General features: G+C 34.4%; 14 protein-coding genes. 8 read left to right on the plus strand and 6 right to left on the minus strand.

The features are described 5' to 3' along the window. Positions 1–10: 10 nt before the first annotated feature. The 5 genes from mnmE to rpmH are packed head-to-tail and all read right to left on the minus strand — an operon-like array spanning position 11 to position 3,652. Complete coding sequence (mnmE, locus tag K6112_04665; GenBank protein QZP17321.1) at positions 11–1,363, minus strand: tRNA uridine-5-carboxymethylaminomethyl(34) synthesis GTPase MnmE; 1,353 nt, start codon at positions 1,361–1,363, stop codon at positions 11–13. Beyond that, complete coding sequence (gene yidC / locus K6112_04670; protein QZP17322.1) at positions 1,356–2,954, minus strand: membrane protein insertase YidC; 1,599 nt, start codon at positions 2,952–2,954, stop codon at positions 1,356–1,358. The genes mnmE and yidC overlap by 8 nt, the downstream gene beginning before the upstream one ends. 14 nt (positions 2,955–2,968) lie before the next feature. Further along, a complete protein-coding gene (gene yidD, locus K6112_04675; protein ID QZP17323.1) occupies positions 2,969–3,181 on the minus strand; it encodes a membrane protein insertion efficiency factor YidD in 213 nt (70 codons plus the stop codon). 4 nt (positions 3,182–3,185) lie between these two features. After that, entirely contained in the window at positions 3,186–3,509 is a 324-nt protein-coding gene (gene rnpA, locus K6112_04680) for a ribonuclease P protein component (GenBank protein ID QZP17324.1), read from the minus strand. Positions 3,510–3,517: 8 nt separating this feature from the next. Beyond that, positions 3,518–3,652, minus strand: a complete 135-nt coding sequence (gene rpmH / locus K6112_04685; GenBank protein ID QZP17325.1) for a 50S ribosomal protein L34 — start codon at positions 3,650–3,652, stop codon at positions 3,518–3,520. A 198-nt stretch (positions 3,653–3,850) separates the two neighbouring features. Here rpmH and dnaA point away from each other — a divergent pair, with 198 nt between their 5' ends. The 8 genes from dnaA to K6112_04725 all read left to right on the plus strand — a co-directional run bounded on the left by dnaA (position 3,851) and on the right by K6112_04725 (position 13,427). Then, positions 3,851–5,185, plus strand: coding sequence for a chromosomal replication initiator protein DnaA (gene dnaA, locus K6112_04690; protein ID QZP18489.1), 1,335 nt, complete (start codon positions 3,851–3,853; stop codon positions 5,183–5,185). A gap of 218 nt (positions 5,186–5,403) precedes the next feature. Next, a complete protein-coding gene (gene dnaN / locus K6112_04695) occupies positions 5,404–6,504 on the plus strand; it encodes a DNA polymerase III subunit beta (protein ID QZP17326.1) in 1,101 nt (366 codons plus the stop codon). Between the two features lie 11 nt (positions 6,505–6,515). After that, positions 6,516–8,921, plus strand: coding sequence for a DNA topoisomerase (ATP-hydrolyzing) subunit B (gene gyrB, locus K6112_04700; GenBank protein ID QZP17327.1), 2,406 nt, complete (start codon positions 6,516–6,518; stop codon positions 8,919–8,921). Positions 8,922–8,929: 8 nt separating this feature from the next. Next, positions 8,930–9,826, plus strand: coding sequence for a LysR family transcriptional regulator (locus K6112_04705; protein QZP17328.1), 897 nt, complete (start codon positions 8,930–8,932; stop codon positions 9,824–9,826). Positions 9,827–9,900: 74 nt separating this feature from the next. Continuing rightward, positions 9,901–11,022 (plus strand): Re/Si-specific NAD(P)(+) transhydrogenase subunit alpha, encoded by a 1,122-nt coding sequence (locus K6112_04710; protein ID QZP17329.1) that lies wholly within the window; start codon positions 9,901–9,903, stop codon positions 11,020–11,022. Positions 11,023–11,024: 2 nt separating this feature from the next. Further along, positions 11,025–11,342: a proton-translocating transhydrogenase family protein gene (locus tag K6112_04715; protein QZP17330.1), complete on the plus strand. Its 318-nt coding sequence runs from the start codon at positions 11,025–11,027 to the stop codon at positions 11,340–11,342. Then, positions 11,339–12,703, plus strand: coding sequence for an NAD(P)(+) transhydrogenase (Re/Si-specific) subunit beta (locus K6112_04720; protein ID QZP17331.1), 1,365 nt, complete (start codon positions 11,339–11,341; stop codon positions 12,701–12,703). Before K6112_04715 ends, K6112_04720 begins: the two co-directional genes overlap by 4 nt. A gap of 469 nt (positions 12,704–13,172) precedes the next feature. Beyond that, on the plus strand, positions 13,173–13,427 hold the full coding sequence (locus K6112_04725) for a hypothetical protein (protein ID QZP17332.1): 255 nt from the start codon (positions 13,173–13,175) through the stop codon (positions 13,425–13,427). A 117-nt stretch (positions 13,428–13,544) separates the two neighbouring features. Here K6112_04725 and K6112_04730 read toward each other — a convergent pair whose 3' ends face one another. Next, complete coding sequence (locus K6112_04730; GenBank protein ID QZP17333.1) at positions 13,545–13,814, minus strand: TIGR03643 family protein; 270 nt, start codon at positions 13,812–13,814, stop codon at positions 13,545–13,547. Positions 13,815–13,904: the final 90 nt, after the last annotated feature.

Raw genomic sequence — 13,904 nt, forward strand, 5'->3', positions numbered from 1 at the left:
CACGTGAAACCTACTTACCTATACAGAATTGTCCAAATATATTGCCTAACAGGTCATCGGATGAAAATTCACCAGTAATTTTGCTTAAGGATTTTTGAGCGATCATCAGCTCCTCTGCTACCAGCTCGGGTGATTGGAGGTTTAAGAGAGCTTTTGTTAAGGCGCTTTTTACATTTTCTAGCGCTTCTATATGCCTTGTTCTTGCCATAAATAAATCTTCTTTATTGCTTGAAAGCTCATCTCTATGGACAACTTTGAGGATTTCTTTTTCAACTAACTCTATACCATTTCCTTTTTTAGCTGATACAAATATCTCTGTTACATTGTTCTGCTCATCAACTCTAGATTGTTGTTTTAGTAAGTCTATTTTATTTCTTATAATAATTATTACGTTGTCCTTCGGTAGCTCTTTTTTTAATTTATTTTCATAATTAAAATTATTATCTGTAACATCAACAATTATTAATGTGATATCAGCTTCTTTAATTGCTTCCCAGGTTTTTTGAATCCCTAGCTTCTCGACAATATCCGCGGTTTCTCTTAAACCTGCAGTGTCAGTTAAGTGAATTGGGATACCTTGAATATTAATATCACTTTTTATTAGATCTCTCGTAGTGCCTGGAATTTCTGTCACAATTGCCTTACTTTCTTTTGCTAGTTGATTCAATAAGCTTGATTTACCTACATTAGGCTGCCCTATTAAAGCTACCTTTAACCCATCTCTTAGTAATTGGCCATGACGAGCAACGTTTAGAATTTCACTCACATTTTTTTCTATATTTTTCAACTTTTCATCTACTTTGCCTTGATCAATAAAGTTAATATCTTCTTCAGGGAAATCTAGGCAAGCTTCAACAAATATTCTTAGCTCAGTAAGATTTTTAAGTAAGTTGTTGATTTTATTAGAAAAAACTCCACGTAAAGAATTTATAGCGCTTTTAGCGGCTGCTTCCGTAGATGCATTAATAAGGTCAGCAACAGACTCTGCTTGAGAGAGATCCAATTTATTATTTAAGAAGGCTCTTTTAGTGAATTCACCAGGTTCGGCCAAAATTGCACCAAAAGATAAACAGGCATTTAAGATTAAATTTAGAACCATAACGCCACCATGGCCTTGAAATTCAACGATATCTTCACCCGTAAAAGAACTAGGAGATGGAAAATATATAACAATGCCCTGATCTAAGGTGACATTTTTTTTATCTTTAAAAGAGGTGAATTCTACCTTTCGAGGAGATAGGTCAGCTGTACATATATTTTTTGCAATTTCGAGTGCACGTTTACCAGAAACTCGAACTACGCCAATGCCACCGACACCTTTTGCTGTTGATATTGCAGCAATTGTAGTGCTTTCGTTAAGCATGGCCTTTCTTTTTCAATGCCGCCGCATGTATTTTTCTGTTGATATGCCATTGTTGCACCATGGAGAGTAAATTATTTACAAGCCAATATAAAACTAGACCTGCTGGGAAAAAGAAAAAGAATATGCTAAATATTATTGGCATCATCATCATTAATCTTGCCTGCATTGGGTCTGTAGGCTTTGGATTTAACTTTGTTTGAACAAACATAGAAGCTGCCATTAAAATTGGCAACAAATAGTAAGGGTCTTTTGAAGATAAATCTGAAATATACAAAAACGGTGCATTTCTCAATTCAACCGAACCCAACAACACCCAATATAGAGCAATAAATACTGGAATTTGAACTAGAATAGGTAAACACCCTCCCAGAGGATTAATTTTTTCAGCTTTATATAATTCCATCATTGCCTTTTGCATTTTTTGCTTATCATCACCAAATTTTTCTTTCATACTTTGAAGACGAGGAGCAAGTTCACGCATCTGTGCCATAGATTTGTAACTAGCTGCCGATAATGGATAAAATAAAAGCTTAATTAGTACAGTAAGCAATATGATTGAGACTCCCCAGTTCACGACAACCTTTTGAATGCCAGATAATACGGAAAATAGTGGCGCTGCTAGTATTGTCAGCCAACCATAATCAACCGTAAGTTCCATTCCAGGCGCTGCTTTTTCTAACAATTCTTTAGCTTGAGGTCCACTATATAACGTGGCATTAAATGATAATGATTCTCCAGGTAAGATTTCTGAAAGCCCTGTTTTTAAACCAGAGGCATAAGTATTGGATGTCACTTCTTTAGAAAAAAATTCTCTCTTTGCTTTTGAAGAAATGATCCATGATGATGCAAAGTATCTTTGAATTATGCCAATCCACCCATTGTTAGCGTTTAATGTAAATGGAGCGCTTTCTACATCACCAAAACTAACCTTTTGAAAATTCTCAGTATCAGTATAGTAAGCCGTGCCAGTGTAAGTTGGCATAAAAGTGGAACCCTGATTTGATTCTCCATCATGAATAAACTGATAATAAGCGGTGGGAGTAATATTACTTTGAGATTTATTCATAATTTCAAAGGTCGTATCAATTTCGTATGAATCTGCCCTAAATGTGTAAACCTTCTTCACAAGAAAATCGTCATTTTCAAAGATTAATGGGACCTGCAGGTCTCTCCCCTCCATTTTGTAGTTATTAACAGGGGATTCATAAATAGACCTGTGCGTCGGTAGAGATTTTCCCAACAAGCCTGATTGAGCTATATATAAAAGTGGGTCCGTAGCATCGCTCATTAACTGATAAGAATCATTAGAATTTTTGTCCTTATATTTTTTTAAATATAAATTTCTAATATCTCCACCCTCTTTACTAATAGAAACTTTGTACATATCAGTTTCAACTTGTACATAGTTTGTTTTATCTAAACTAAAGCCTGTTGAAATCTCTTTGTTTTTTATGTCACTTGGTAATGATTTATCTGCAACTACATTTGTATCATTACTATTGTCTTCATTTGGTTTGTCTGGTTGAGGTCCAAAGAAAGCCAGTATTAAAAATGATAAAACAACGAATATAATTAGATTTTTAGTTTCCATATTTACCTCAAGTATTATTTTGGTTCGGGGTCATAACCACCTTTACAAAATGGATGACACCTTGAAATTCTTTTGAAAGCAAACCATGAGCCCTTAAGGATTCCGTGATTTTTTAAAACCTCAATTGTATATTCTGAGCATGTAGGAGTAAACCTACATCTAGGCAAAATAAATGAGCTAATGCACGCCTGGTAAAATCTTATTAATAAAATAATAATTTTTCTCATTTTTTTAGTGAGGTAACTTTAAAAAAAGGGAATCTACCTGTGCTTTAAGCGAATGAAAATCATCTTTGTAAAAAGTTTTTTTAATGCTGACAATAAAATCAAAAGAATAATGATGGTTTGATTTAAAAATACTCTTGAAGATTTCCCTTAGCGATCTCCTCATATAATTTCGTTTAACGGCAAGCTTTTCAATTCTTTTTGGAACAACAAATCCCAATCTATTTTTACCCATCTCATTAGGACGGTAGTAAAGAAACAAGTTTTCTGAGGATAACCTTTTTTTATGATTAAATACCGCTGTAAATTCATCTGAATTTACTAGTTTCATGATGGTAATTATAATCCTAAGCGAGCCCTTCCTTTAGCTCGACGTGATGCTATTACAGAACGACCGCCACGAGTCTTCATTCGCACCAAAAATCCATGAGTTCTTGCACGCTTTATTTTTGATGGTTGATAAGTGCGTTTCATTTTAACTCCTAATTACTTACAATAATTTTTGAATCAGAACATTACGTCATGTAGTGTATTTTGTCAACGAAATGTACCTTAAATAGATTAAAAAAGGTTGTGGATAACTTTTAGAATTTAAGATAACATCAGTGTAAATATTTGAACAAATTTGTTGGTTTAGAAACAATAGAAATAATGGATGATTTATAGAGAATGATGGAAGAGACTGAATTTTGGGAGTTATGTCTTGATAAGTTTTCAAAGAAACTTACCAACCAACAAATTAATACGTGGATAAAGCCCCTTTCGTTCAAAGCTAGTAAAAATCAATCTACTATACATGCTCCCAATCAATTTGTTCTTGAATGGGTAAAAGATAGATTCGATAAAGAAATATCACTTCTGGCTAAAGAATATTTAAATACTGAAAATATAGAATATTTAGTAACCAAAAAAGGTAAGAAAAAAGACCCCTTACTTCAAGCACCGCCCCCAAACAAAATTCCAAAAAAGAGTCCCTCAAATACAACAATAAACGGACTCAGTAAAAGCTTTGATTTTAATAATTTTATAACAGGAAAAGCAAACCAACTGGCCACTGCTGCTGGTAAACAGGTTGCTGAGAATCCTGGAGAAACTTATAACCCACTTTTTATATATGGAGGCGTTGGGCTTGGCAAAACCCATTTGATGCATGCAATTGGCAACCACGTTAAGCTATTAAAACCTGATTCAAAGATTAAATATTTACATGCTGAAAGGTATGTGCATGCTGTTGTAAAAGCATATGAAAATAAATCGTTTGATAGCTTTAAGAAAACCTTCCACAATTTAGATCTGCTACTCATTGACGATATTCAATTTATTGCAAAGAAAAATAGAACTCAAGAAGAATTCTTTTATGCATTTAATCATTTAATTGAAAATAAAAAACAAATAATTATTACTTGTGACTCTTATCCTAAAGAAATAATCGGTGTTGATGACAGACTAAGAACAAGATTTAGTTGGGGATTAACAGTCTCTATTGACCCCCCCGAACTTGAAATGAGGGTTGCCATTCTTTTAAAGAAAGCAGAACAAAATAAAATTGATTTACCTGAAGACGTAGCATTCTTTGTGGCCAAACAGATTCGGTCAAATGTAAGAGAGTTAGAGGGAGCATTGAACCGCATAGTCGCTATGTCAAACTTTATGAATGTACCTATTAATACAAACCTAGCCAAAGAATCATTAAAGGACTTAATTGCTGTTCGAGGTAGACAAGTGAGTGTAGAAAATATACAGAAGACTGTAGCAGAATTTTATAAAATAAAGATTAGCGACATATTAAGTAAAAAAAGATCTAGAAATTTTTCACGCCCTAGACAAATAGCTATGACACTTACAAGAGAGCTTACTAATTTAAGTTTTCCTGACATTGGCGCTGCTTATGGTGGGAGGCACCACACAACAATTATGCACGCATGTGAAGAAATTGAAGCATTAAGACTTAAAGACCAAAACATTAGTCAAGACTTAGGTTTTTTAACGCAAGTATTGCGCGGTTAAAAATGATAAACTGTGGATTGGTTGTGAATAATATTAGAGTTAACAAAAACTCAACGTTGGTTTTATTTTAATGCACAATTTGTTCACAATTAAAACTATTGTAAATCATAGGTTTTATAACACCTTAAGTAAATGATTTATAGAGGTTATATTAAGTTTATTTTGTAAAACCGTCCTATTATTATTATTATTATTAATAAATATATAAAGAAAATATTATGAATATAGAAATAGATAGAGATACTCTTTTAGATCCCTTAAGTAATGTTGCAGGAATTGTTGAAAGAAAATTAAGCCTTCCTATTTTATCAAATATCCTACTTGAAGGATCTCAAGGCAATTTAAGATTTACAGCCACAGACTTAGAAATGCAAATTTCTCTTTCTGTTGAGACAAAACTTGAAGATTCTTTTGAAACAACTATTTCAGCAAGAAAGATTCTTGATATTACGAGAGCGTTACCGGAAAAATCTAAATTAAATATCCAAATAAACGATACAACAGTTTTGGTAAAGGCGCTAAAGAGTAAATTTAATCTTCAAACACTAGCTGCCCAAGATTATCCTGTTATGAAAAAGGATGAAGAAGATAATACTTTTGTTAAGCTTAAACAAAAAGATTTTAAAGCCATCTTAAAGCAAGTTGATTTTTCTATGGCTCAACAGGACATAAGATATTATTTGAATGGATTGTTATTTGAGGTGGACAACCAAAAATTAAATATTGTGGGTACTGATGGTCATCGATTAAGCTTTACCTCAATTAAACTTCAGAAAGATTTTGGCAAAATTCAAACCATCATCCCAAGAAAAACAATTTTGGAACTAGTAAAACTATTAGGTGATGGAGATGATGATATAGAAATTAATATTAGCAAAACCCAAGCTCATTTTCATTTTAACAACATAGACTTAATTACCAAAGTAATCGATGGTAAATTCCCTGACTACTCTAGAGTGATTCCAGTTGGGCATCCAAATATTTTTGAGATAGACCGACAAACCCTTTTAACTGCCATGCAAAGAGCTTCTATTTTATCAAATGAAAAATATAGAGGTATAAGGGTTGTGATAACAAAAAATAATTTAAAAATGATTAGCACCAACAGTGAACAGGAGCAGGCAGAAGAAGAAATGGAAATAAAGTATCAAGGTGAAGATATTGATGTTGGTTTTAATGTTACTTACCTAATAGATGTATTGAACAACATTCAATACGATAAACTAAATTTTGCCTTTAAAGATTCATCAAGTAGTTGTTTAGTAACCATCCCAAATAATGAAGATTATAAGTATGTAGTAATGCCAATGAGAATATAAAGGATCAATAGATGCCCGCAGATAATGATAACGTAGACTATGATTCAAGTAGTATTAAAGTCCTTAAAGGCTTAGATGCTGTTAGAAAAAGACCGGGGATGTATATTGGTGATACATCCGATGGAAGTGGTCTGCATCATATGGTATTTGAAGTTCTTGATAATGCGATTGATGAGGCGCTAGCTGGGCACTGTGATGACATAAAGGTCATAATTCATCCAGACAACTCTGTATCTATAAGTGATAATGGCCGGGGAATTCCTACAGATATCAAAGAGGGAGATGAGCTAAAAAGAAGTGCAGCTGAAATTGTAATGACTGAGCTTCATGCAGGTGGAAAATTTGATCAAAACTCTTATAAAGTGTCTGGAGGTCTTCATGGCGTTGGAGTTTCAGTTGTCAATGCCCTGTCAGATTGGCTTAAATTAAAGATAAGTAAGGGCGGGAATATACATGAAGCAGAGTTTCAAAAAGGCAATATTGTTGAGCCTCTGAAGGTTACTGGCAAAACAGATAAAACAGGATCAGAAATAACCTTCCTTGCATCTAAAGAAACCTTTACAGATGTAAATTTTCACTTTGAGTTATTGGCTAAGCGCATACGTGAACTTTCTTTTTTAAACAATGGTGTAAAGATTGAATTAATTGACCATAGAACCGGTAAGTCAGAAAACTTTGCCTTGTCTGGTGGAATAAAGGGTTTTGTTGATTACATGAATAGAGCAAAAAATGTTTTACATAAAAACTCATTTTATGCAGAGACAGAAAAAGATGGCATGACGATTGAGGTGAGTATGCAATGGAATGATTCATATGCAGAAAATACCCTTTGTTTTACAAATAATATTCCCCAAAGGGATGGCGGTACTCACCTAACAGGCTTGAAAGCGGCGATGACAAGAACTATCAATGCATATATTGAAAGTAACGAAATTGCAAAAAAGGCAAAAGTAGAAACATCGGGTGATGATATGAGGGAAGGCTTAACTTGTGTTTTATCCATTAAGGTTCCGGAACCAAAGTTTTCATCACAAACCAAGGATAAACTTGTGTCTAGCGAAGTACAACCCGTTGTATCAGATGTTGTAGGCAAGAGACTGACAGAGTTTTTATTAGAACATCCCCAAGACGCCAAAGTTATATGTAATAAAATTGTAGATGCAGCAAGAGCTAGAGATGCTGCCAGAAAAGCTAGAGATATGACAAGAAGAAAAGGGGTAATGGACTCAATGGGATTGCCAGGTAAGCTAGCTGATTGCCAAGAAAAAAACCCAGAAGAATGCGAAATATACTTAGTGGAGGGAGATTCAGCGGGAGGGTCTGCCAAACAAGGTAGAGACAGAAAAAATCAAGCTATTCTTCCTTTAAAAGGTAAAATTCTAAATGTAGAAAAAGCAAGAATTGATAAGATTTTATCCTCTCAAGAAATAACCACTCTCATCACAGCGCTTGGAACAAATATAGGGGCAGAATTTGATGTCGAAAAATTAAGATACCATCGAATTATAATTATGACAGATGCTGATGTGGATGGCGCTCACATTCGAACACTCTTGCTCACATTTTTCTTCAGACAAATGCATGCGTTAGTTGAGAAAGGACATATTTACATCGCACAACCCCCTTTGTTTAAAGTAAAACAAGGTAAAGACGAAAGGTATTTAAAAGATGAGGAAGAATTAGAACAGTATTTAATTGAATCTGCTCTAAATGATGCATCATTGATTACTAAAGAAAAAGGGGATGCGTTGGACGATAAAAGTCTTAGAAATATCTCGAAAGAAATGTTAATAACAGAATCTATTATCAGGCGATTATCAAGTCGTTATGATGAATCATTGCTAAGAGCCATTCATCAAATCGGGGATATTAATTTAGATAGTGAAGATTCTACTAAAAATTACTTAGAACAACTTAAGACTTTCATGAATCAAGATAATATTAATTTCGAATTAAAACATGATGAAGAAAATAAGAAATATTCAATAGAAATAAATCAATTTGTCCATGGCAATTTAAATACAAGTAATATTGACTCTGAGTTTTTATTAAGCGGTGAATATAAGCAAATTATAAAAACATCCCTTTTAATTAAAGGCTTAATTGGACCTGGTGCTGTTATAAGTAGAGGGGAAAAATCTAAAAATATAGAATCATTCCAGGAAGCCATAGAATGGATGCTTCAAGAAGCAAGAAATACATTAAATGTTCAAAGGTACAAAGGTTTAGGGGAGATGAATCCTGAACAGCTATGGGAAACTACAATGGACCCTAGTGTTAGAAGATTGCTTAAGGTAACAATAGAAGACACACAGATAGTAGAGGAAACTTTTACTGAGCTTATGGGCGATAATGTTGAACCACGACGTAAGTTTATTGAAAGTAATGCGCTTGCAGTTAGTAACTTAGATATATAAATTTGTAAATGACACTCAGTGAGCTAAGGTTTGTCGTCTCAGTTGCTCAAGAAAAAAATTTCAGGCGGGCGGCTGCAAAAAGTTTCGTTAGTCAACCAGCTCTTAGCTTAGCAATAAAAAAAATAGAAAATGAATTAGGTGTGTTGATTTTTGAAAGAAACCGTATGGGAATTTCGCTGACCACTGTTGGTGAAAAAATTGTCAATCAAGCACAAATAGTTATAGAAGAGGTTGATAAGATTAAAGCAATTTCAGTAACTGAAAAAAATACCCAACAAGTTGAAGTCAAAATAGGTTTAATATACTCGATAGCTCCATATTTGTTACCTTCAATAATTCCATTAGTAAAAAACTCATCCCCAGAAATAATCCTTGAAGCTGAGGAAGATATCACCACAAACCTAATTAAAAAGCTAGAGGAGGGATCAATTGATGCAGCAATAATTGCCCTACCATTTGTTGTTCCTGGTATTGAAACACAGCCTTTATATGACGAACCCTTTAAGGTTTTAATACCAACAAAGCACCCTTGGAACAATAAACAAAAAATTAATGCTAAAGAGTTAAAAAATGAAAAGATTTTATTGTTAGATAATACACACTGTTTTAGCATGCAGGTAAGGGAGGCATGTCCAGGTATATCAGATAAGGCCGAGGTTCAAGCTGGCACCTCTCTCGAGACAATAAGAAATATGGTTGCTTCGAATTTAGGGATTTCTATATTACCGCAAAGTGCAACTGCTAATAATTATTCAAATGACTTAATAAACATTTTGCCTTTTGAAAGTCCAATACCATTTCGCCGTGTTGCTATGGCATTTAGGCGGGGGTCGTCAAAACAGTCATCTCTTGTTAAGATAGTAAAATCAATAACGAGCATTAAAGACAAAATAATAGCAAGTTAGATATCAATTCTACTCATCAGTAATTTTTGAGTGAGTGCTGGATATCTTGGTTTAAATTTTGGTAAGGAGCAATAATGAAGATAGGTGTTTTAAAAGAAACAGTCAGTGGCGAATCAAGAGTCGCAGCTACTCCGGAAACAGTAAAAAAAATGATTGCTTTAAGCCATTCTGTTTCAATAGAAGCGGGTGCCGGCATACAAGCTTCGATATCAGATGAAGATTATCAAAATAATGGCGCTGATATTGTCTCAAGAGACCAGGCCCTTAAATCAGATTTGTTATTAATGGTCAGGCCTTTAAGTGAAAAGGAGATAACCACACTAAAACCAACTCAGTTTTTAGTGGGAATGTTAGAGCCTTTTAACAATGAATTGCAAAATTTACTAAAAAAACAAGGAGTATCAGCTTTTGCCTTAGAAGCCTTACCTAGAAATACAAGAGCACAGTCCATGGATGTCTTATCGTCTCAGGCAAATATTGCAGGTTACAAAGCGGTAATACTTGCGGCTGATTACTATAAAAAATTTATGCCTATGTTGATGACCGCAGCGGGAACTGTCAAAGCAGCTAAAGTAATAGTTTTAGGCGCAGGTGTCGCAGGGCTTCAAGCAGTTGCAACAGCTAAAAGGCTAGGCGCAGTTGTTGAAGCCTCTGATGTCAGACCATCAGTGCAGGAACAAATTGAATCCTTAGGAGGTAAATTTATAGAGGTGCCTTTTGAAACAGAAGAAGAAAAAGAATGCGCAATCGGTCAAGGAGGTTACGCAAAACCAATGCCTAAATCGTGGTTAATAAGACAATCAAAAATAGTGGCTGAGAAAGCTATTTCAGCAGATATTATTATCACTTCTGCTTTAATTCCTGGTAAATCACCTCCACAACTTCTATCTGAAGAAACAGTAAAGAAAATGAAATTTGGGTCAGTGATAGTTGATATGGCGGCAGGTAGCGGTTCTGATGGATCTGGTAACTGTCCACTCACACAGAACAACAAAGTTTGTCAGATAGAAAACGTCACCATAATTGGTTTTAATAACTTACCAAGCATGTTGAGTACGGATGCCTCTGCTCTATATTCTAGAAATATCTTAGAATTTACAAAATTACTAATCAATGAATCGGGGCAATTACATATAAATGAGAATGACGAATTGGTGACAGAAACATTAATATCGAAAAATAATAAAAAGGGATAAAGATGACGGATCTATTAACAGTTCAAAACATAACTATATTCGTTCTAGCAATATTTGTTGGATATCACGTTGTCTGGAACGTAACTTCAGCACTACATACACCTCTCATGTCAGTGACAAATGCAATTTCTGGGATAGTCATCGTAGGCGCGATATTGCAAGTTGTTGAAATTAACGGAGAAATAATAACATTTAGCAGCATTTTAGGAGCTTTTGCTATATTTTTTGCAGCCATTAACATTTTTGGTGGGTTTTATGTTACCCAAAGGATGTTAGAGATGTTCAAGAAAAAAGAGAAAAAAGAGGAGGCTAAAAAATGAAAAATGAAGCATTTGCAATGATTAGCTACTTAATTGCGGCAATATTTTTTATATTGGCTTTGAGGGGGCTGTCATCTCCAACCTCCTCAAGATTAGGAAACATATTTGGTATGGTGGGGATGGGGATAGCCATTATCACTACTTTAATGATTGGCACAAATTTAATTTCTTTACTAATAGCCGTACCTCTAATATCTGGAGCATTTATTGGAATTTACGTAGCTAAAAAAGTAGAGATGACCAAGATGCCAGAATTAGTAGCGTTAATGCATTCATTTGTAGGTTTAGCCGCTGTGCTAATTGCGACAGCTGCAGTGCTAAATGTTTCAGAAATTCATTCGGTAGTTCAAAGGTTTGAATTATTCATTGGTGCATTCATCGGGGCAATTACATTTTCAGCATCTGTCATCGCTTTTGGAAAGCTGTCAGGAAAATTTGGGGCAAATCCCTCCATATTTAAGGGTCAACATTTACTTAATTTAGTATTAGCTATAATTATGGTTGGTGCGGGCGTAATATTCTTTCAAACAGAATCACTATTTGCATTCTTCGTCATGCTTTCAATTGCTTTAGTTTTGGGTGTTATGCTGATTATCCCAATTGGAGGCGCCGATATGCCAGTTGTAGTTTCAATGCTTAATAGCTATTCTGGTTGGGCAGCCGCTGGGATAGGCTTTACCTTAAATAATTCAGTGCTCATTATTGCAGGTGCGTGTGTCGGGTCTTCTGGTGCAATCCTCTCATACATTATGTGTAAAGCAATGAATCGCTCAATCATCTCAGTCATGCTGGGCGGGTTTGGGGGCGAGCAAAGCTCTCTTCAAACGGATGATAAAGAAAGAAATGTTAAATCTGGTTCAGCAGACGATGTTTCATTTTTAATGTCAAATGCGGACTCGATCATCATAATTCCAGGTTATGGTTTGGCTGTGGCCAGAGCGCAACACGCACTTCAAGAGCTCACAGAAAAGCTAATTGAAAAAGGGGTATCGGTGAGATATGCGATTCACCCTGTAGCTGGAAGAATGCCGGGGCATATGAATGTTCTATTAGCTGAGGCCGATGTGCCATATGAACAGGTTGTTGAAATGGAGGATATTAATAGTGAATTTAGTCAAACCGACTTAGTTCTTGTTATCGGGGCAAATGATGTCGTCAATCCTGCTGCAAAAACTCCTGGGAGTGCAATCTATGGCATGCCAATTCTAGAAGCAGATAAAGCAAAAATGATTATCGTTAATAAAAGGTCTATGTCACCTGGTTATGCAGGTTTGGATAACGAGCTCTTTTATTCTGATAAGACAATGATGTTATTTGGAGACGCGAAGAAAGTAGTAGAGGATTTAGTAAAGCAGATATAAAAAAGGGCCTCAAAGGCCCTTTTAAAAAACTTACATGCTACATATCATCTACAGCATCCTCTACATCTTCAACAACCTCTTCAACAACTTCCTCTGTGGCATCAATTGCTTGGTCAACTTCTGATTTCATATAATTATTGTATACATACCAACCGATAGCTCCAATAATTACTAATAAGATAATTTTCTTTAACATTTTAGACTCCTAAAAAATTTTAAAAATAATGAAAATAATAATTAATCACTAACAACATCATCAGGATTTAATTCTCCAGGATGTTCTTCATTGACAACTCCATCAAGGGCAGTAATTTCTTTATTTTGCATATAATATGTATAAACCATATAGCCACCTATAATTATAACGACTAAGATGATAATATTTTTTAACATCATTAATCCTAATAAATATTACATGTAAAAATATGTTAGCACATTATAATGAAGGTAAATATTAGACAATTAAGCTATGTATGAAGCATTTGAACATTTAACCGATTTATACCTATCAGAATTCATTGTTGCAATTCTGATCATTTCAATCATTGTTGTTGTAATGTCTATTTTTCATATAGTTATGACACCAGTTGATAACAAACCAGAAATTAGTAGAAAGATAAAGCCAACAAAAAAACCATCAAAAGAACCTAAAATACAATATAGCAAAGAGTTTTTAAAAAGAGTGAAGGGGGTTGATTTAGATTTGAAAGATCAAGATAAATAAATTGAATTTAATTTAAATCAGACTCTCTATAAAATAAGTAGGCTATTCTTATTGCTTACCTGGCTTCATAAGCTTACTCCTCCCTTAGCTTGTGAAGCCTCTTTTAGGAATATTTACTTAACGAGAAATTTTGTATTGCGAAGGACAATATCCTCTTGTTACTTCGGATGAACGTAATTTCAAATGCTTGATAGATTTTTCTTTTACTCTTTTCCTCCATAATTTGTACGATGATTTTTTTAAATTAGACTGCATGAGGCGCATGAGTTTAGGCTCATCTAATCCGTAATTTTTTAAAATAGCCTCAAATGGTGTGCGATCTTCCCAAGCCATTTCAATTATGCGAGAAATATCTTCCTCAGAGAAATCGGAGTTAACTTTTGACATCTCTAATAAAGCGTTACGCTTAAATTGCTAAAACTAGCAACAAGCAATATGAGAGCAATAGACTTATTGCTATAGATATATGTATTAGAT

The sequence above is a fragment of the Methylophilales bacterium genome (assembly GCA_019823025.1).
In the GTDB taxonomy this organism is placed as follows: Bacteria; Pseudomonadota; Gammaproteobacteria; order Burkholderiales; family Methylophilaceae; genus BACL14.

Coding starts and splice junctions, on each gene's coding strand:
- mnmE (QZP17321.1), bottom strand. CDS start 1,363: ATGCTTAACGAAAGCACTACAATTGCTGCAATATCAACAGCAAAAGGT.
- yidC (QZP17322.1), bottom strand. CDS start 2,954: ATGGAAACTAAAAATCTAATTATATTCGTTGTTTTATCATTTTTAATA.
- yidD (QZP17323.1), bottom strand. CDS start 3,181: ATGAGAAAAATTATTATTTTATTAATAAGATTTTACCAGGCGTGCATT.
- rnpA (QZP17324.1), bottom strand. CDS start 3,509: ATGAAACTAGTAAATTCAGATGAATTTACAGCGGTATTTAATCATAAA.
- rpmH (QZP17325.1), bottom strand. CDS start 3,652: ATGAAACGCACTTATCAACCATCAAAAATAAAGCGTGCAAGAACTCAT.
- dnaA (QZP18489.1), top strand. CDS start 3,851: ATGGAAGAGACTGAATTTTGGGAGTTATGTCTTGATAAGTTTTCAAAG.
- dnaN (QZP17326.1), top strand. CDS start 5,404: ATGAATATAGAAATAGATAGAGATACTCTTTTAGATCCCTTAAGTAAT.
- gyrB (QZP17327.1), top strand. CDS start 6,516: ATGCCCGCAGATAATGATAACGTAGACTATGATTCAAGTAGTATTAAA.
- K6112_04705 (QZP17328.1), top strand. CDS start 8,930: ATGACACTCAGTGAGCTAAGGTTTGTCGTCTCAGTTGCTCAAGAAAAA.
- K6112_04710 (QZP17329.1), top strand. CDS start 9,901: ATGAAGATAGGTGTTTTAAAAGAAACAGTCAGTGGCGAATCAAGAGTC.
- K6112_04715 (QZP17330.1), top strand. CDS start 11,025: ATGACGGATCTATTAACAGTTCAAAACATAACTATATTCGTTCTAGCA.
- K6112_04720 (QZP17331.1), top strand. CDS start 11,339: ATGAAAAATGAAGCATTTGCAATGATTAGCTACTTAATTGCGGCAATA.
- K6112_04725 (QZP17332.1), top strand. CDS start 13,173: ATGTATGAAGCATTTGAACATTTAACCGATTTATACCTATCAGAATTC.
- K6112_04730 (QZP17333.1), bottom strand. CDS start 13,814: ATGTCAAAAGTTAACTCCGATTTCTCTGAGGAAGATATTTCTCGCATA.